This is a genomic window from Daejeonella lutea, from assembly GCF_900168015.1.
GTDB classification, from domain to species: Bacteria; Bacteroidota; Bacteroidia; order Sphingobacteriales; family Sphingobacteriaceae; genus Daejeonella; species Daejeonella lutea.
Genome location: NZ_FUYR01000001.1, coordinates 279,549 through 297,773, shown reverse-complemented (window position 1 = coordinate 297,773; position 18,225 = coordinate 279,549). Strand labels below are relative to the sequence as shown.

Genomic DNA, 18,225 nt, shown 5'->3' with positions numbered 1-18,225 from the left:
CTTTATTTTAGAAGGGATCAACAAATAAACTTATGTCCATTAAATCAAGCTTTCTTTCCGCTAACCCACTTTCCTATGATTTCGGGCTTTTAATTCTTCGCGTTGTTTCAGGGGCTGCATTATTAACCCATGGCTACCCAAAATTTCAAAAAGTTATTTCAGGAAATATGCAATTCGGCGATCCGCTGGGCATTGGACAGGGCACCTCACTCCATCTCGCCGCCTTCGCTGAATTCATTTGCGCTATTTTAATTATCATGGGCTTACTTACACGCCTCGCATCAATCCCCCTAATCATAAACATGGCGGTCGCATGCCTCATAGTCCATGCAACTGACGATTTTGGAACGAAAGAAATGTCTTTACTATACCTGGGGATATTTTTAACAATCTTTTTCACCGGACCGGGAAAATTTTCTGCAGACAGGTTGATTTGGAACTAAGTACTCCAGACTCATTTCTTAAAAATGTTTTCCCTCCTATTCACGTCCGGAAAATTTCGGTCCAGCTCGATGAGCGTATCTAAGATGAGGTTGGCGCCAGTATAGTAAAAAGAATGAGAGATGTTATCGTAGTCATCAGTTGTTTGGTGGTAGTTTAAATGCTCTGGAACGCCAAAGTACAAAAATGGAATACCAGAAAGATGGAACATCAGGTGATCGCTCCTGAAAGTCCGGTCGTCCTTAGTCCTGGGAATATCGTAACCAAATCTTAATCCGATATTTGACCTTCCGCCCCATATTTTACGAAGCATCGGCTTGAACTCTTTATAATAATGCGTACCCCCGGCATACATCTCATAATCACTGTTTGTACCGATCATATCCATGTTCAGGTTCATGACAATATCCCCCTCAGGGATGGGAAGATTTTTAAAAAAACCCATAGAGCCCATCATAAATAACTCTTCAGCATCGAATGCGGCAAACATCAGTGTATGGTGAGGCGTGTTTTTTGTAAAGTATTCAGCCATGGAGAGTAATGCAGCTACACCGGAAGCATTATCATCTGCACCATTATAAATCCGCTTTTCAAAGATTCCAATATGGTCATAATGAGCTGATATGACGATCACCTCCTTTTTCTTCCCGGGGATAAAGCCAATTATATTCGCCCCTTTTACCTGCTTAAAATTCCAGATACTGTCCGGGCCCTTCCGGTCAAGTTTTTCGCCAAGGACTGTCACTCCCTGTTTGTATTCCTCATGATAAGCCTTAAGACCTATCTCTTTGAAGCGATTGACGAGAAAGAGCTGAGCCAGCCTTCCACCGTAAGTTCCGGGAGCGCGGCCCTGATACTTGTCGGATGAAAGTTCTTTTAAGTCCACCATAAGCTTTAGGCTATCAAGCTTTTGGGCGTAAACCTGGAATGAAAAAATCAGAAAAAAGATAGTAATGATGCTTTTCATCATGATAAGGTAAGCTTAAATTTAATGAGGAAAAAATTAAATTCTTTTGAAAAAGACATAAAATAAATGTACTTCTGTAGTGCATTCCGCAAATAACCATTTAGACATTCTCAAGTCAAAAAAGCGGACCTGATATTATTTATTATTTCGCAGATGATACCCGAACGAATCAAACGGCTCGAATATCTTTGTCAAAGCCTGCCCGGCCTATTCGCTCAATTCAGCGAAGAGGAATTATGTCGCTCCCCTGAGCCCGGAAAATGGAGTAAAAAACAAATCCTCGGCCATCTGATTGACAGTGCGACAAACAACCATCAACGACTTATCCGCGGGCAGTTTGAGGACGAACCACTTATATTTTACGATCAGGATAAATGGAACGAATTCAGTTATCACGACAAAATACCTTCTTCACAACTGATAAGCTTCTGGTATTTTTACAATAAGCAACTCGCTGCTCTTGCCAAAGAAATACCCCAGGAAAACTGGAAGAGAACTTGCCGTATGGGTGGAAACGTAACTGTTAGCCTGGAGTTTGTCTTTGACGACTACGTGAAACATCTGGAACATCATTTGAAGCAGATTTTTGGGCACTACTGAATAAGTGGAGAGTTGAGAATGGAGAGTTGACGGCTTTCTTTCAACTTTCCATTCTCAACTCTCCATTCTCAACTCTCCATTCTCAACTCTCCATTCTCAACTCTCCATTCTCAACTCTCAACCGTATATTTGAACATTAATTAAATCGTTTCGCGTGCACGAACTATTTTTCGAAAGTTTCAATACAAAAGTTCAACTTACAAAGGAGGAAGAACTGCAGATCGCAAAATATCTCACGCCCAAAAAGCTGCGCAAAAAACAATACCTGCTGCAGGAAGGTGATCCATGCAAGTATGTCGCCTTTGTTGAGAAGGGAGCCTTACGTTCCTATTCTGTGGATGAAAAGGGTAACGAACATATCATTCAATTCGCCATTGAAGGATGGACCATTTCAGACCTGTACAGCTTTCTTACGGATGAACCAGCAACATATAATATTGATGCAATAGAAGATTCGGAACTTACTTTAATCAGCAAAACGGCGCATGAAGAGTTGCTCCTAACCATGCCAAAGTTTGAAACTTTTACCCGTTTGAATATAACCGGTGCCTATGTAGCGATGCAGAAAAGACTGACGTCGATCATTAGCTCACTTTCCGAAGACCGCTACGAGAGTTTTAATGCGATCTATCCGGATATTGTACAGCGGGTACCTCAGCACATGATTGCGTCTTATATGGGCCTTACACCTGAAACGCTTAGCAGGGTTCGTAAAAAGATGGTGGGACGGTAAAAAAAGCGGATCCGGATTTCCATTGACATAGGTCAATGCTTTTTCTTGTTCTATAGCAATGGACCGTTGTCGACCCTCACCCTACCTTTGTATAATCAAAACAAAGACTATGCAAACGAAGCAAACCATAGCAATTATCGGAGCAACGGGAAATATGGGCTCTGCCATTGCAAAAGGAATTTCCAAAGGCAATTATCGGTTACTATTAAAAGGTAACGATCAGGCCGCGTTAGATGCACTTGTCGGGGATATAAAAACTAAGAACGCCCATGCAGATGTCGACACAGCAGTTTGCCCTGCTGATGCAAGCTGGGAAGCAGATATTATAATCCTTGATGTTCCTTTTTCTGCAGAGGCAGAGATAGCCGCGAAGATCCGCGAAGTGGCCAACCAGAAAATAGTCATTAGTATTGCCAACCCCTTAAATGAGAGTTACAACGGCCTGACCACAGCTTCTGATTCTAGCGCTGCTGAAGAACTGCAAAAGCTGCTTCCAAATTCAAAGGTAATTAAAGCGTTTAATACTTCATTTGCTGCGGATTTTAATAGTCCGGTTATTGACGGAAAACAATCAGATGCGTTTATTGCTGGTAATGATGAAGAAGCAGTGCAGATCGTCTCAGAAATTGTAGCCACGGCAGGATTTAACCCCATCGCTGCAGGCGACTTATCTGTCAGCCGTACGCTGGAAAATATGCAGCTGCTTTTAATTCAACTGGGCATGAAAAATAATTATAACTGGCTTGCAGGCTGGAAAATTTTACACCACTAATTTAAAATCAAACAATTAAATAACACAAATTAAAACACATCATGAAGAAGTACTTTTTTATCTTAATCGCATTTTTTGCATTATCAGCATTCACGAATGTAGTACCTACCTGGCTTAATGACGACCCTCATTCACAGCTTGGTTTCACGGTAACTCACCTCGGCATTTCCGATGTATCAGGGACATTCAATGATTTTGATGTAAAAATAGAATCGTCTAAGCCAGATTTCAGCGACGCAAGCTTTGAGCTTACCGCCAAGGCCTCGTCGATTGACACGCGTGTTGAAGCCAGAAACAATCACCTTAAGAGTCCAGATTTTTTCGACGTCGCAAAATATCCGGAACTGACCTTCAAAAGCACTTCGCTAAAAAAGAACGGTAAGGACAAATACAAATTATCAGGTGATCTTACCCTGCACGGGGTGACGAAACAGGTTACCATGGACCTCACATACAGAGGAACAGTAGTAAACCCAATGTCTAAAGCAAATACCGCTGGTTTCCAATTGGAGGGTGTTATCAAACGCTCTGATTTTAATTTAGGTGCAGGTTTCCCCGCTCCAATGATCAGTGACGAAGTGAGGATTAAAGCTGATGGCGAGTTTGCTCAGAAGAAATAATTAAACGGTTTAAGAGTTGAGCATTAAGAAAATGAAAAAGATATTCAGTGTTGAAAAAACTTCCGGCACAATAGATATTGCTCTTTTAGTGGCACGCCTTGGGATAGCATTTTTAATGCTAACCCATGGCATCCCTAAACTGATGATGCTGTTATCGGGAGGGCAAGTACAATTCCCAGGGATGCTGGGAATGAGTCCGGAGTTCAGCCTCAGCTTGGCAGTGTTTGCAGAGGTTTTCTGTTCGGCGCTCATATTAACCGGATTTGCAACCCGCCTGGCAACTTTACCGCTAATCGCAACAATGCTGACAGCGGTCTTGCTGGTACACGCTTCCGATCCATTTGCAGTTAAAGAATCGGGGTTAAATTATCTGGTTGTATACATTGTGCTGTTGTTTGCAGGCAGTGGGAAGTTTTCGGTTGATTACTTGGTGAGCCAAAACAGGAAGCACCATCCTACAGGAGAATTGGCATATAGCAAACGATAAAATAAGCCCGCCATTTGCGGGGGCTATGGCACCTACTTTCCGCTCAGCTGGAAAGTAGGCGACCCGCCAGCAGTCACGATACCCAAAGCTTCCCTGACGCTTATAGTCATCCATGTTGTGTAGTGCAACCCGCACGATTCATTGTGTATAAGGTGCGTTCAGCCCTTATATTATTTCCCATAAATATCCATCTTTCAAGTATCCAATACCTATCCGAAGCAGAATTGCTGTACTCAATCTCATCGTTTTCAAAGCCTTTCATGCGTTCAGCCATCGACGGTGGGATATAAAAATTAATTGCGATCAAGTGAATACAGGCATCACTTTACCAGACGAAAGGAAAATAAGTGCATTTAGCGGGCGAGTATTGAAAGGCTAAAGCACGAATTTCTGGCACACAATCTGTTAATATCCCGCAAAAACCCTATTTTTATACACCAATTCACTCCCCCTTTTGATGATAAATCTTACCAATTGTGATGTTGAACCTATCCATATTCCCGGACAGATTCAATCTCATGGCTTTCTTATCGTAATCGATCAGCAATTTGTAATTCGCTATCACAGTGAAAATCTAACCGGCCATTTAGAAGGGCTACCTGACACTTTGCTGGGCGAACATATCAACAGCATCAAACCTATCATCGGAAAGAATGAGCCGCCTGATTTTATGATCCAGCTGATTGCATTGGGGAAATCAAATGGATTCGAGCAGACTAATCCTTTTACAACCGACATCCAGGGGAAACCTTATTATCTCATCATATCTCACTCCTCAGATTACTACCTGTTGGAGTTTGAACCAGCAATTTCCGACAATGTGCTTGACGTTCAGAAAGCCATCGGACGCTCGATTTCAGAAATGCTTGCAGATAAGAATTTGCAGAATCTCCTGAATAACTCGGCCCAGCAGATTAAGAAAGTTATAAATTACGACCGTGTCATGGTTTATCGCTTCGCTGACGACGGCCACGGAGAAGTAGTTGCCGAGGCGCGCGACGAGAACCTCGAATCATGGTTAGGCTTACATTACCCTGCTTCCGACATTCCGCAGCAAGCTCGAGAGCTTTACAAACGAAATTTAACCCGGCTGATAGCGGATGTTCACACTGAGCCATCGCGAATTCTAAGCACCTCAGAACACGGTGCCACCCCTCTGGACCTTACCAATTCCCAGCTCAGGGCGGTTTCGCCAGTTCATATCCAGTACTTAAAGAATATGGAGGTCGATTCGAGCTTTAGTATCTCCCTGTTGTACAAAGGAAACCTGTGGGGCCTAATAGCCTGCCATAATTATACCCCACGTTTCATTGATTTCAAATCGCGGGAATCAGCGAAATTGATTGGTCAAATACTCTCCTCCGCTCTCGAGTTCCGACAGGATGAAGAAAGCCAGCATCAAACTGACGCCTTTAAGGCAGCAGTTGATAAGTTGTCGAAATACATGTTCAAAACGGGCAGTATTGAGGAAGCCCTTCTTAAAAATGACACTACAATTCTCGACGTCACTACCGCTACCGGAGCTGTACTTGTTTTTGAGAAAAACATTATGCCAATCGGTGCAGCACCTACCCAGGAACAGGTGGAATCAATTGTAGGATGGGTGAATAACAATGTTAGCGAGCAGATTTTTTACACTGACAATTTTACTTCGCTAAACCCTGATGCTGTTGCTTATAAAGATATTGCAAGCGGCATCATGATCACCACATTATCAGCAGAGCTTAGCGAATATATTATCTGGTTCAAGCCTGAAAAACTACAGAAAATTGTTTGGGCTGGCAATCCGGAGAAGCCTACCGAAACTGACGAGAACGGCCTTCTCAAAATCTCACCCCGTAAGTCCTTTGATGCCTGGGCGGAAACAGTTTCCGGAAAATCAGAAACCTGGAGCAATGAGGAGATCAAATCGGTGATCCGTCTTAAAACCGAAGTAATGTCCGCTATCAGTCAAAAAGCCAGTGAGATCAGGCTGTTGAACGAAAGGCTAAAGCAGGCATATGAAGAACTAGACACTTTCAGCTATACTATTTCGCATGATCTAAAGAATCCCCTGTCCACTATCACCAGTTTTTCGCAGCTTATGATGCGAGACGACACCATTAGTCCAAGGTCAAAAGACTTTCTGGCACGAATCGTTTCCGGGGCCGAAAGAATGCGCCTGATGATCAATGAAGTATTGGATTATACCCGGGTTGGACGGGCGGCACCGGATTTCAAAGAAATTGAGACCGGTGAAATGATTAGTGACCTTGTTAAAGATTTGAAGGTTGCCTTTAAAGCCGAAAGCCTGCATGTAGAGATTGGTAATACTCCGCCAATAAAAGGCGATCCAATGATGATCTCACAGGTATTTTCTAACCTATTGAGTAACGCGATCAAATACTCATTAAAATCGCCCTGTCCACAGATTAAAATTGAGGGAAAGGAAGATGAAGTAGAAGTGGTCTACTCTATCAGCGATAACGGTATGGGAATCGACATTAAACAACTTCCGTTTATTTTTGAGCTGTTTAAGCGGCTGGATAATGTCCGTGAAATCGAAGGATCGGGAGTGGGACTGGCTATCGTAAAGCGAATAATGGAAAAACACCAGGGAAAAATCTGGGCTGACAGCGAGCTTGATAAAGGATCTACATTCTACGTGGCATTTAAAAAATGATCAGCCGGCCTTATCAACCCACTGACTAAATTTCAAGAAAGTTTCGTTTGCAGCGTTAATCACCTTTTTCTGTATATCGGCCGTAACAGCATGCTCATTCATTGCATTCTTAAAAGCAATCCACATCGGCATGGTATTCTCGCCGTATCCCTTATAAAAACTAAGTGCATCATTTGTTTTGCCGGGTAATGCCTTGGCAATCATTTTGCTGATGATCTGTCCACCGAGCGTGGAACCCTCCATCACATACATCGCACCGAGGGCTGCCGCGTGGTCAGAAATTTCCGGCAAATCGGCAACACCTGCAAGGTTCGGTGTATCCCCACCAAGAGCACGAATATCGTTCAGAATTGCCTCAGATTTACGACGACTGGTAGAATCCGGTAAGAGCGACGTATCCAGGACAGACTGCACCAACGTTTCAAGTGCGCCGAAGTATGAATAAAATAGCTTGAGTAGAGTTATATAATCCTGTTCAGATTGAATGGCCTTAATCCTTGGAACGATCTTCTTTTCAAGATCCACGTGATTTTGCTGTGTCTCTTCTTTTAATGTATTGGAAAACATGAATAAAAATTAATGAGGTTACTACCAGGCTGCCTTTACCGTGAAACCAATCCCAAACATTCCAACTTTCTCCCAGGCACCCTGGCTCGTCTCTCGTGCAATAATCGCACCTTTTAAGATGCTGCTGGAAAAAACTATTCGGCCTGAGTCGTTTTCAATCCATTCGAGGCTTACGAAAAAGTCATCCTCGGCCACAATGTTGTATTGCTGCAGGTCCACCACCAGCTTGCCATTTTGAACCGGCGCACTGACAATAATGTTTTTATCCTGGATGAGTTTGTCCGGCAGACCGTCTTTTACATTATAGAAATTCAGACGAAGTTTAACCGGATTGTTGTCTTTGGACACGACCGACGCCTGGAATGATTTGATGAAGGTAGGAGATTTCTTAATTTTGATTACAATTCCAAGCTCATTACCCAGCTTGTTCGACGTAAATCCCGCCGTTGTCGTCTGCGATTCCGTCGTATTTCCTAAGATCTTTTCCTTCAGTTTTTTGTTTGACACCACCACTGCAGGCAATTCATACATAGATGGCCGCATAACGATCTGTTGATCCGAGATCACCTTCGCAAATTCAGAAACCTTATAGTTTAGAGTGCCGTACCCTATCATCGAAACCCGCACCGTTTCGTTCGAATAAGACGATGGAATGGTCAGTTTAAACTTTCCTTCATCATCGGACACGGTGCCGACATTCTTCCCGATAACACCGATGTTGACATAAGAGAGTGGTTTGTTCGTTGAAGATTCTTTTATAGTTCCTTCAAAGGTGGTTTGTGCCAATCCCTGCAGGGTGCCAATGAGCATTAGGAATACTACCAATAGTGATTTCATTTTGGGAATTAGTTAGAGTCGGCAAAAATAAAAGATTTTGATAAATGTAGTGCCGCCCGTGGTTGTCTTAGACAATATTAGACTGTCGCACGCGATGAGCGCCATCCAACCTGGTTTTAGTTTAAATAGTAAACTCGCTAATGATCGCCACAAGGCCCGAAAACTCCATGATCAATTCTTCTCGGTCTGCCATTTGAAAATCATTAAAGTCAAACCCGGGCGACACCGTACAACTCACCAATGCATACCCCTTCCCACTTTTAACCCTTGAACCAAACCAGGTATTTGCCGGAACCATAGCCTGCGGAACTTCACCCCTTGCGAGATCATTACCCAGCGTAACACTGACTAAACCTCCATTTTGAATTGAAACAATCTCCAATGGTTCCCCTTGATGAAAAAACCACATCTCATCTGACTTAATGCGATGAAAATGTGATTTGTCTCCGTTTTCCAAAAGGAAGTAGATCGCTGTAGATATGTTTCGCTCATCACCACCAGGTTTCCTATGAGTTTCGGCAGAGCGATATGTTTCCTTATAGTATCCCCCTTCCGGATGTGGAAGCAGGTTGAGATTCCTGATTATTTCATTTGCGGTCATAGTTCGTGGGTAGATGGAAGGGCGTGGAAGTTTGCGTGACTTTTATTTGAGATTCTTGATCACCCCTAAATCGACATAAAATAATTTACCTCCAAAAATTTTCTCGATCCTTTATCCTCGTCTTTCTCAGTTTTAAGTTCCTTTAGCACTCCAGCCACTACAATTTTCTCCTCTGGAAGTTTTGCCTCCCCTTTTGTATGAGCGATAAGGAATGTAGTAGCAGACATTTCATCCCTTACTTCGTATATATCATATTTCTCAATGATCGGCACCGGGACGAAAGTCATCACTTTGCCAGTCATAATAGGAATTAAAATAAATCCTTTGAAGTCTTTCCTGGATTCGGTCATTTTTGGGATACCGGTGATAATAGCATTATGAGAAAGAATACCTTTTTCCTGAGCTTGTGATGGTAAAAGTTTCTGTGCACGGAACTTATGAAAGCTCTCCATAAGGGCTTCATCGAGGCTGGTGAGCACCTTCGCCCTGTCGGCTGCATCTAATTTTGAAATCGACAATTCCAGGAACAAAATCATTTTTTGTCGGTCGTTGAAGAGTCCGCCGACTTTTGCCAGTTCAGCTGCTGAGATTTTCCCGTCCTCAGCATTTGTGAGGATATTATAAAAACGGCCGCCATTATCTAAAGCGATAAGAGCTTCGCTTGTATCACTATAGGCTTGGATATATTTCATACAGCAATTAGACGGAGTTTAAAGTTGATGTTACAGCTAAAATAGTGGTTTGGATTGATTTGCCTACAACCGGAGGCATTTGGATATGCAATTTTAAACTTTTGCGGGATTGCAGATCTCCGAATATTTTTCGGTACAGTCTTTGGAAGAATCAAGCTACCTATAAAAACATCTACCATGAAAAAAACAAGTAATACCCGAAGATATTCAAAGCTGGCAGCACTGATTTTGCTCGCTGGCATTTTCCTAAGTTCGTGTGTAAAAGACCTGTCGAACGACGGACCGCAGAATGCATCAGCCCTGAATGTGGTGAATGCATCTCCAGGTCCCCTGGTAATTAACTTTTTTCTTAATAATAATCTTGTCAACGGGCCAGCACTTGGCTATAGCCAGGAGAGCAGATATGTGGTTACATCAAGCGGCTCCAAGAAGTTTGATGCAGCTACCGGGGGCACATTTAACTCCATTGTAGCAGACACAATTGCCTTGGAAAACGACAAATACTATTCTATGTTCGTCACCGGCCTGAACAACTCACTTTCGACTTTTGTAACTGAGGATGATCTTTCACTACCTCCAAGTGGTAAAGCCAAAATACGTTTTATCAATTTAAGTCCGGACGGCGGGTCATTTTCGCTGGCAATTAAAGGCGGAGCAAAATTGTTCTCTGGTCAGGCTTATAAAACGGCGTCAACCTTTAATATGGTTGATCCCGGAGTTTACATGTTCGAACTAAGAAATTCGGAAAACGCGGTTGAACATGAGGCTAGCCTAGACGTAGCTGCTGGAAAGATATATACGATCTGGGCTGGTGGATTAAAGGAAGGTGTTGATGAATTAGATCTTAGGTTATTAATAAGAGCTAATAATTAGTCGCTTAGGCCTATTTTTTAGCAAACGGTCTGTGGTATGATCTTTGCAAATTAACTATTGTATAGAAGAAAAAGCGATGAAAAAGAGAAAAATTCTGATTGTAGACGATGATCTGGATATATTAGAAGTTGTAGGATTGATACTTGAATCCGAAGGATACCAGGTTCAACTGATGTCAAACGGTCAACAAATATTTGAAAATATAAATAAATTCAATCCTGATCTGATCATACTAGATGTGATGCTCGGGGACATGGATGGTAGAGAGATTTGCCGTAATATTAAAAATACCGAAGAAACACTGCATATACCTATAATAATGATTTCCGCCACCCATAATATGGCAGAGTCTGTGAAGAAAAGCTGCAGGCCCGACGATTTCATTGAGAAACCGTTCGATATAGTTAACCTTATACAAAAAGTTGAATTAAAGCTTACTGCGTAATGCCGGTGTGTTTTCGGGTCGAATTATTTTAATTCTTTAATTTTTATACTCCGGTACGAAACGGCATCACCATGATCCTGAAAGAGTATTCTACCAGCTGGTGCCATTCCAAAGTCTGGCCAAATCTTGTATTTACTCCCAGCTACTAATCTCAGATATTCAGGAGAACCACGCTGATATTCAACTACTTTATATCCATTTAACCAGTGCTCCACCTTATTATTTGGAAACACCCTGATGACTCCCTGATTCCAAACACCAATTTTTCTTACCAACGAAGCTGGTAATTTGAGTGGTTTAATCAAATCGTACAGTCCACTCAGGGTCCTATTTCCATCAATACCAAGTTTTGCATCGGGATGACGTTCATCGTCAAGCACTTGGTATTCGAGTCCAATTGCTGAACCAGTAGTCTTCTCTCTCTCGGTGACAAAATACTTTACTCCGCTATTGGCACCTTCACTTAACTTGAAATCAAACTTCAATTCGAATGCGCTGAATTGCTTTTCAGTAACTATATCACCGCCGTTTACAGCCTCGCCACCTCCCGATTTTAAAACATTTAACGTCCCGTCGCTGATTTGCCACCCTTTCTCAGGGAATTTTTCTCGGCCAGCGCCCCGCCAGCCATTTGTAGTTTTTCCATCCCAAAGCAAGGAGTATCCTTCAATTTTCTCCTGCGCAGATATGGTATTTGGTACGGTATTCACCACAAAAATTTTATCTGCCGGCGACTGCTTAAGATTCGCAGTTTTAATCCTGATATTTCTCCAGCGAATCTGGTGCCCCGGTTCTTCGGATTTTGGAATACTATGAACCTGCAATGCGATAAAACCCTTTGCTGTCTCAGCGTCGACAACATGGGCGGTAGGAATTCCATTTACCCATGTTCTGATCGTATTACCAATAGCTTCGATTTTGTATTTATTCCATTGATTATTTTTAAATGCTTTCTTCCCTTCGGGATTAAGCTCCATTGGGTATAACCATCCTCTGCGAGCTTCGTCGTAAATACCTCCGCTCCATTGTCTTGCAGAAGGATCAATTTCAATCTGATATCCGTGCACGCGGCCGTTCATATAGTCTGCCTTGCTGAGGCTTCTAATCTGGATCCCTGAATTCATTTCTGGATGAACGAACAACTCGAGTTCCAAAATGAAATCACCATACTCCTTCTCTGTGGCCAGAAATGAATTTGGCTCATTGGAAACAGTGGTGCCAACAATCTCGTTATTCTTAACCTCATATTTTGCTTTACCATTCAATTGTGTGAATCCGCTCAGATCCTTTCCATTGAAAAGTTTTGTCCACCCTGCACCTTGCTGGGCAGAAGCTGAAATAGTTGATAAAATAATTGCGGCCACGATGAATGATGCTGATTTCATATTAGATATTAATTTATTAAAAGTACTAATTCCTTGAATACCTGTTAGCGATATATTTGTCCAATATCATTGAAATATATTAATTTCATCACCAAATCAAAAAAATGAAGCGCACACTCTTCTGTCTTTATCTCTTGACCATTATTGCCTGCAGCCCAGCTCGTGAGGCAATAGTATCATCAAAAAACGTCCAAGTCAAAGTAATGAGTTACAATATTCATATAGGCATACCTCCTACTAAACCTGGCACAACAGATATCGATGCGATAGTGAGTGCAATTAAGGGCCAGGATCCTGATATTGTAGCTTTGCAAGAAGTTGATGTTAACACTGCGCGGACGGGAAAGATCAATGAAGCAGCAGTCATTGCTGAGAAGCTTAAAATGAATTTCTTTTTTGCCAAAGCCATTGATCATGATGGTGGCGACTATGGCGTTGCTATATTATCTAAGTTTCCTCTCAGCGAGACTAAAATCCACCGGCTGACAACAATTGAGGGAACGAAAGGCGAACCGAGAGTGATGGCGACTGCAAAAATCACCTTAAAAAATGGCCAGGCAATTCGTTTCGCCAGTACCCACCTTGATGCACAGCGTCCGGCAACGAACCGTGAAAAGCAAATTTCAGAGATTAATTCGATAAGCGCCTCGGAAACCCTACCGCTCATTATCGCCGGGGATTTCAACGCTGAACCCCAGTCAACAGTGATCGGTAAGTTAGATGAAATGTTCACGCGCACTTGTACGGAATGTGCGCCAACATTCCCTGTGGTCAATCCGAGAACAACCATTGATTTTATAGCTTACAAAAAGACTTCAAAAATTAAAACTCTTTCGCATTCAGTTGTTCCGGAACATTACGCATCCGATCACCTGCCTGTAGTAGCATTGTTGCAATTGGATTTTTAAAAGTGGAGTTTTAATTGCCTTTTAATGATAGCTTTATGATTACAATTATGATACGCTATCATTTCGACTAAAAATAATTTTAACATGAATTTCAAAACGCTACTGTGTGGAGCTTGCTTTATATATTTCGCACTATCAGCAAATTATGCACAGGGCCAATCGCTTTTGACAGGCTATGAATCGCTTTTTACGAAGCCGAAATCCTACACCCTATATCAGGCAGAGGCGCCGCTTAAAATTGATGGTGAGATCACTGAGAAATCGTGGACAGAGACTCCCTGGACTGATTACTTCATCGACATAGAAGGCGACACTAAACCTGTTCCAGTTTATAAAACCAGGGTAAAAATGCTTTGGGATGAAAAATATCTTTATATCGCTACACAGATGGAGGAACCGCATTTGTGGGCCAACAAGCAGGCACCTGCCGATAATATCTTCCGCGATAATGTGTTTAAAATATTCATTGATCCAAACAATGACATGAACGATGATTTCGAGATCCAGATAAATCCCAACAATTTAATGCTGTTTCTCATCATGAATAAACCTTACAGGGATGGCGGGAGTCCACTAACTGGTTGGACCCCAATCGGCCTTCAATCTGCAGTTAAATTGAACGGCACACTTAACAATTCTGCGGATAAGGACAGCGAATGGACGGCGGAAATTGCTATACCTTTTGCTGCTTTAACCTTCAACCCAAAAGATGCAAGGCGTAATACAGGGCTGCGAATAAATTTCATGAGGACTGGCTGGGACTTCACAGTCCAAAATAATGTCTATACAAAAGCTTTGGACGCGGCGGGTAAACCGATGCCACCGCATTATGCAGTTTGGAGTTCTCAGGGCCTTATAAATATGCACCTGCCAGAACGCTGGGGTTATGCTACATTCGCGCAAACGCCACCCACAATTAAAACTTCAAGCGAGTTTATCCTTCCCTATTCCGAAAAGCAAAGAGAATACTTATGGCTTACTTATTACAAACAAAAAGACTGGCTCAAAAAGAATAAGGCTTATACATCAGTCTTAAAAGATCTTGGATTACCTGAGCAGGAAATTATTATTGACGGGATAAAAAACAAGCTCAAACTGGAAACAACCTCCCGCTATTTTCTTGCCGTCATTACAGATGAATCAGGTAAAACCGTTTCTATAAACCAGGATGGGTATGTGCAATGAAGTGAAAGATGAAAGTGGAAAGTGGAAAGTGGAAAGTGGAAAGTGGAAAGGGGAAAGGGGAAAGTGGAAAGGGGGAGACGTACCTATTCGGAAATATAACTCCTATCTGATTACTGATTACCGATTACTGATTACTGATTACCGATTACTGATTACCGATTACTGATTACCGATTACTGATCACTGATTACCGATTACTGATTACTGATTACCTAGAACAAAACTCCTACACTAACAGAAAAATGAAAATCAAAATACCCCTAACAATTCTGGCCTATATGGCTATAGCCTCACTTACGATTCACGCACAGAAAAAAACCGAGCTGCTAGTTCTGCCTACTATTCATGGTGGACACGCTAAAAACGTTAAGTACACTTTCAGCCATGTCAGTAAGATCATTGAAAACTTCAAACCCGATATTATTGCTATCGAGATCAGACCGGAGGATATGGACCAGGATACAGTATATCTTAAGAAATACTATCAACCAGAAATGATTATGGCGCGTATTGGCTACCCGGGAGTGCAAAAAGTGGGGATTGACTTTATGGGATCAGAGATGGACGGCAAAAATCTGCCTGCGAATTTCAGCCGGGATACTGTTGGCGAAATGGGAAGGTTCAGGATCACAAACCAAAAATTAATGAAAGATTCCGCAATTGTAAAAGCGCGGATAGCGAAAGGGCTGGTTAGTTTAAAGGCCAAACAAGGCGAAATGATGGGTAAACTAAGTGCAAACGAAATGCTGGACGGCACTTACGATAAAGTTACGGATGAGTACACCAGAGCCCAGTCAGAAGTTCTGGCTAACACCCCCTATCAGTACTATGACACCTTTGCAATCAAACGTGACCAGCGGATCGCTGACAATATAAAAGCCCTTGCGTTGAAAAATCCCGGAAAGCGAATCATCGTGCTGTCAGGTGCAAATCATCACAACAGGATAGTAAATACCCTCCGCCCAATCGCTTCAGTGAATCTGGTCACTACAGTTAAGGACTATTGAGCCGGGTGATGTGATGTAACAATAGCCTGATTCTCTCCGTCTTATATCATTATACATACTGATGTATGTCAGTATAAACGATATAAAAACATTATTTTTGTTTGGGGAGATTATGAAAAGGCTAGCTATCACCGTTCTGATTTTAGTTTATTTTTTTTCTGCCAGTGCGCAGAAAGTCGGACTGGTATTTAGTGGCGGTGGTGCGAAGGGTCTAGCACACATTGGGGTTCTTAAGGCTCTTGAAGAAAATAATATCCCCATCGACTATATCGTCGGAACGTCAATGGGCGGTATTGTGGGCGGAATGTATGCCTCGGGATACTCACCTGCCGAAATAGAAAAAATAGCCCTTAGTACCGATTTTCAGGATTGGGTTAGTGGTAGCTTCAAAAATAATTACCGATATTTCTTCAATAAAAAACCTGAAAATCCATCCTTTCTTACCGCAAAACTACAGGTAGACACTGGCTTTAACTTCAAACTCCGATCTAATCTGATCAATGATGTTCCCCTTAACTTTGCACTCCTTGAATTATTTGGGCAGGCTACTGTAAATGCCGGAGATGATTTCGATAAGCTCCTGGTACCATTTCGATGTATCGTTGCTGATGTGCTGTCACAGGAGATGATTCCCGTCTCAAAAGGCAATCTGACAGAAGCTATTCGCGGTACATTTGCTGTGCCCCTTGTTTACCGGCCGGTAAAGGTGGATGATAAGTATGTTTTTGATGGGGGGCTCTATAATAATTTTCCTGTGGATGTTTTAAAAAAAGACTTCCAGCCCGATTATATCATCGGATCAAATGTTTCATCGAAAATTTTCAACGACTACCCTAAAGAAAACGATGAAAAATTAATGAATCGTTTTTTGGTTTATATGTTCCTTTCCAAGTCGGATTCAACGGCTATCGGCAAAAACGGTTCATACATTCAGCCAAATCTGGCTGGGTTTAGCACTACAAACTTCACACCCGTAGCTGAACTCATTAAGCGAGGATATGATGCCACTATAGCAGATATGGACAGAATTAAAAACTCCGTAAGCAGGCGAATCAGCGCGGATGATCTATTTCAAAAACGAGAACAATTCAAAGGACGCAAGTCTGAGCTTGAGTTTGACGATATTGTGGCTACCGGGGTGAACTCCAAGCAGCGTAAATACGTAGAAACGGTAATTAATAGCTCGATAACCCAGAATCCTACTATTGCTCAGTTGAAACCTGGCTATTACAAACTGGTTGCCGATGATAATTTTGAGACCGTTTATCCCCGAATCAAAAGGGAAACGAAAACTGATGGCTATGATTTTGAACTTCAGGTACAGCGGCAGAAAAACTTCAAGCTCGATTTTGGTGGTGCAATATCAACGCGGCCTATCAGTAATGCATACGTTGGTTTACAATATAATTACCTTAGGATTAACTCTTACACATTTTCAGCGAACTTTTACTCGGGTGGTTTTTACGAATCTGCACAGGGAATGACGCGTATGGATGTGCCCGGACGGCTGCCATTTTACCTTGAAGCGGAGTTCACCTACAATCACTGGAACTATTTTAATAAAAGCCAGATCTTCATCGAAAATGTTGATCCCACATTTATTGAACAGTCCGACAGGCGGTCTGTTCTTAAATTGGGAATGCCGTTAAGCAATAATGGAAAATTGGAACTGCAGACCGGATTTATTAGCTTTGAAGACAAGTATAGTCCCAACAAGAGATTTCAGTTTGGAGACATTCTTGATCAAAATAGCTACCACGGCTTTATGTCTTCCCTAACCTTCAGCAAAAATCTCCTAAATCGAAGAATGTATGCTAGTTCAGGCTCATCATTCCTGGTTGGGGTTAACATATACAATGGAAAGGAAGATTACAGTCCCGGTAACATCCTCCGGGATGAAGAAAGTTTCAGCCCGATCAAGGCCCGGCGGGAAAGCCGCAATTGGTTTAAAGCTAAGCTCAGCAGGGAACAGTATCCCATAAACGGGAAAAGATATTCCTTTGGATACCTAACGGAGGTTGTAATCAGCAATAAACCCGCGTTCAGTACTTTCAAATCCACCTTGCTTAGCGCACCAGCATTTTATCCATTGCAAGATTCAAAATCTCTGTACCTCGAAAAATTCCGGGCCAATACTTATGGAGCATTAGGAGTTAAAAACGTCTTTAAAATGACTAAAAATCTTGATGCCCGGGCAGAATTCTATATCTTTCAGCCAATGGAAGAATTTGAACTTAACAGGCTCCAGTCTGTAGGATATGGAAATTTATTCTCAAAAAGCTATTTGGCCGCAACTGCTGGTCTAGTTTTTCATACATTGGCTGGCCCGGTGAGTTTAAGCTTCAATCATTACGACGACGACCAAAAACGGTTCGGAGTAATGTTCCATGCGGGGTTTTTAATTTATAACAAGCGATCATTTGAATGAAACCATTACGAGCAT

At 42.1% G+C, this 18,225-nt stretch carries 19 protein-coding genes; 13 read left to right on the top strand and 6 right to left on the bottom strand.

Features of this window, described 5'->3' with window-relative positions; genetic code table 11:
- The first annotated feature begins 32 nt into the window (after nt 1–32).
- Nucleotides 33–443 carry a DoxX family protein gene (locus tag B5X60_RS01470; protein ID WP_079700795.1) on the top strand — a complete coding sequence of 137 codons (411 nt, stop codon included), beginning with the start codon at nt 33–35 and terminating at the stop codon, nt 441–443.
- A gap of 11 nt (nt 444–454) precedes the next feature.
- On the opposite strand, the gene B5X60_RS01465 is transcribed toward B5X60_RS01470, so the two are convergent.
- Complete coding sequence (locus B5X60_RS01465; protein WP_079700794.1) at nt 455–1,411, bottom strand: M28 family peptidase; 957 nt, start codon at nt 1,409–1,411, stop codon at nt 455–457.
- Nucleotides 1,412–1,561: 150 nt separating this feature from the next.
- Here B5X60_RS01465 and B5X60_RS01460 point away from each other — a divergent pair, with 150 nt between their 5' ends.
- The 6 genes from B5X60_RS01460 (at nt 1,562) to B5X60_RS01435 (ending at nt 7,282) form a co-directional block, all read left to right on the top strand.
- Nucleotides 1,562–2,008, top strand: a complete 447-nt coding sequence (locus B5X60_RS01460) for a DinB family protein (protein ID WP_079700793.1) — start codon at nt 1,562–1,564, stop codon at nt 2,006–2,008.
- A gap of 154 nt (nt 2,009–2,162) precedes the next feature.
- On the top strand, nt 2,163–2,741 hold the full coding sequence (locus B5X60_RS01455) for a Crp/Fnr family transcriptional regulator (RefSeq protein ID WP_079700792.1): 579 nt from the start codon (nt 2,163–2,165) through the stop codon (nt 2,739–2,741).
- Between the two features lie 109 nt (nt 2,742–2,850).
- A complete protein-coding gene (locus B5X60_RS01450) occupies nt 2,851–3,513 on the top strand; it encodes an NADPH-dependent F420 reductase (RefSeq protein ID WP_079700791.1) in 663 nt (220 codons plus the stop codon).
- Between the two features lie 41 nt (nt 3,514–3,554).
- Nucleotides 3,555–4,133, top strand: coding sequence for a YceI family protein (locus B5X60_RS01445; protein WP_079700790.1), 579 nt, complete (start codon nt 3,555–3,557; stop codon nt 4,131–4,133).
- Between the two features lie 31 nt (nt 4,134–4,164).
- Nucleotides 4,165–4,620, top strand: coding sequence for a DoxX family protein (locus B5X60_RS01440; protein ID WP_079702261.1), 456 nt, complete (start codon nt 4,165–4,167; stop codon nt 4,618–4,620).
- Between the two features lie 457 nt (nt 4,621–5,077).
- Entirely contained in the window at nt 5,078–7,282 is a 2,205-nt protein-coding gene (locus tag B5X60_RS01435) for an ATP-binding protein (RefSeq protein WP_079700789.1), read from the top strand.
- Here B5X60_RS01435 and B5X60_RS01430 read toward each other — a convergent pair whose 3' ends face one another.
- From B5X60_RS01430 to B5X60_RS01415, 4 genes are all read right to left on the bottom strand, one after another.
- Nucleotides 7,283–7,849, bottom strand: a complete 567-nt coding sequence (locus B5X60_RS01430) for a biliverdin-producing heme oxygenase (protein WP_079700788.1) — start codon at nt 7,847–7,849, stop codon at nt 7,283–7,285. It lies immediately after the preceding gene.
- 21 nt (nt 7,850–7,870) lie between these two features.
- Entirely contained in the window at nt 7,871–8,686 is an 816-nt protein-coding gene (locus B5X60_RS01425; protein ID WP_079700787.1) for a carboxypeptidase-like regulatory domain-containing protein, read from the bottom strand.
- Nucleotides 8,687–8,807: 121 nt separating this feature from the next.
- The gene (locus B5X60_RS01420) at nt 8,808–9,287 is read right to left on the bottom strand and encodes a cupin domain-containing protein (RefSeq protein ID WP_079700786.1); all 480 of its coding nucleotides are present in this window, start codon (nt 9,285–9,287) and stop codon (nt 8,808–8,810) included.
- 65 nt (nt 9,288–9,352) lie between these two features.
- Nucleotides 9,353–9,979 carry a hypothetical protein gene (locus B5X60_RS01415; RefSeq protein ID WP_079700785.1) on the bottom strand — a complete coding sequence of 209 codons (627 nt, stop codon included), beginning with the start codon at nt 9,977–9,979 and terminating at the stop codon, nt 9,353–9,355.
- A gap of 177 nt (nt 9,980–10,156) precedes the next feature.
- Here B5X60_RS01415 and B5X60_RS01405 point away from each other — a divergent pair, with 177 nt between their 5' ends.
- Together B5X60_RS01405 and B5X60_RS01400 are read left to right on the top strand one after the other, a co-directional pair.
- Nucleotides 10,157–10,852 (top strand): DUF4397 domain-containing protein, encoded by a 696-nt coding sequence (locus B5X60_RS01405; protein ID WP_079700783.1) that lies wholly within the window; start codon nt 10,157–10,159, stop codon nt 10,850–10,852.
- Nucleotides 10,853–10,928: 76 nt separating this feature from the next.
- Complete coding sequence (locus B5X60_RS01400) at nt 10,929–11,297, top strand: response regulator (RefSeq protein ID WP_079700782.1); 369 nt, start codon at nt 10,929–10,931, stop codon at nt 11,295–11,297.
- 23 nt (nt 11,298–11,320) lie between these two features.
- Here the strand turns inward: B5X60_RS01400 and B5X60_RS01395 are convergent, their stop codons facing one another.
- The gene (locus tag B5X60_RS01395) at nt 11,321–12,682 is read right to left on the bottom strand and encodes a 3-keto-disaccharide hydrolase (RefSeq protein ID WP_079700781.1); all 1,362 of its coding nucleotides are present in this window, start codon (nt 12,680–12,682) and stop codon (nt 11,321–11,323) included.
- Between the two features lie 104 nt (nt 12,683–12,786).
- Here B5X60_RS01395 and B5X60_RS01390 point away from each other — a divergent pair, with 104 nt between their 5' ends.
- The 4 genes from B5X60_RS01390 (at nt 12,787) to B5X60_RS01370 (ending at nt 18,210) form a co-directional block, all read left to right on the top strand.
- Nucleotides 12,787–13,590, top strand: a complete 804-nt coding sequence (locus B5X60_RS01390; protein WP_139377338.1) for an endonuclease/exonuclease/phosphatase family protein — start codon at nt 12,787–12,789, stop codon at nt 13,588–13,590.
- Between the two features lie 84 nt (nt 13,591–13,674).
- A complete protein-coding gene (locus tag B5X60_RS01385; protein WP_079700779.1) occupies nt 13,675–14,775 on the top strand; it encodes a carbohydrate-binding family 9-like protein in 1,101 nt (366 codons plus the stop codon).
- 242 nt (nt 14,776–15,017) lie between these two features.
- A complete protein-coding gene (locus B5X60_RS01375) occupies nt 15,018–15,782 on the top strand; it encodes a hypothetical protein (protein WP_079700777.1) in 765 nt (254 codons plus the stop codon).
- A 112-nt stretch (nt 15,783–15,894) separates the two neighbouring features.
- Nucleotides 15,895–18,210: a patatin-like phospholipase family protein gene (locus B5X60_RS01370; protein ID WP_079702260.1), complete on the top strand. Its 2,316-nt coding sequence runs from the start codon at nt 15,895–15,897 to the stop codon at nt 18,208–18,210.
- Nucleotides 18,211–18,225 lie beyond the last annotated feature (15 nt).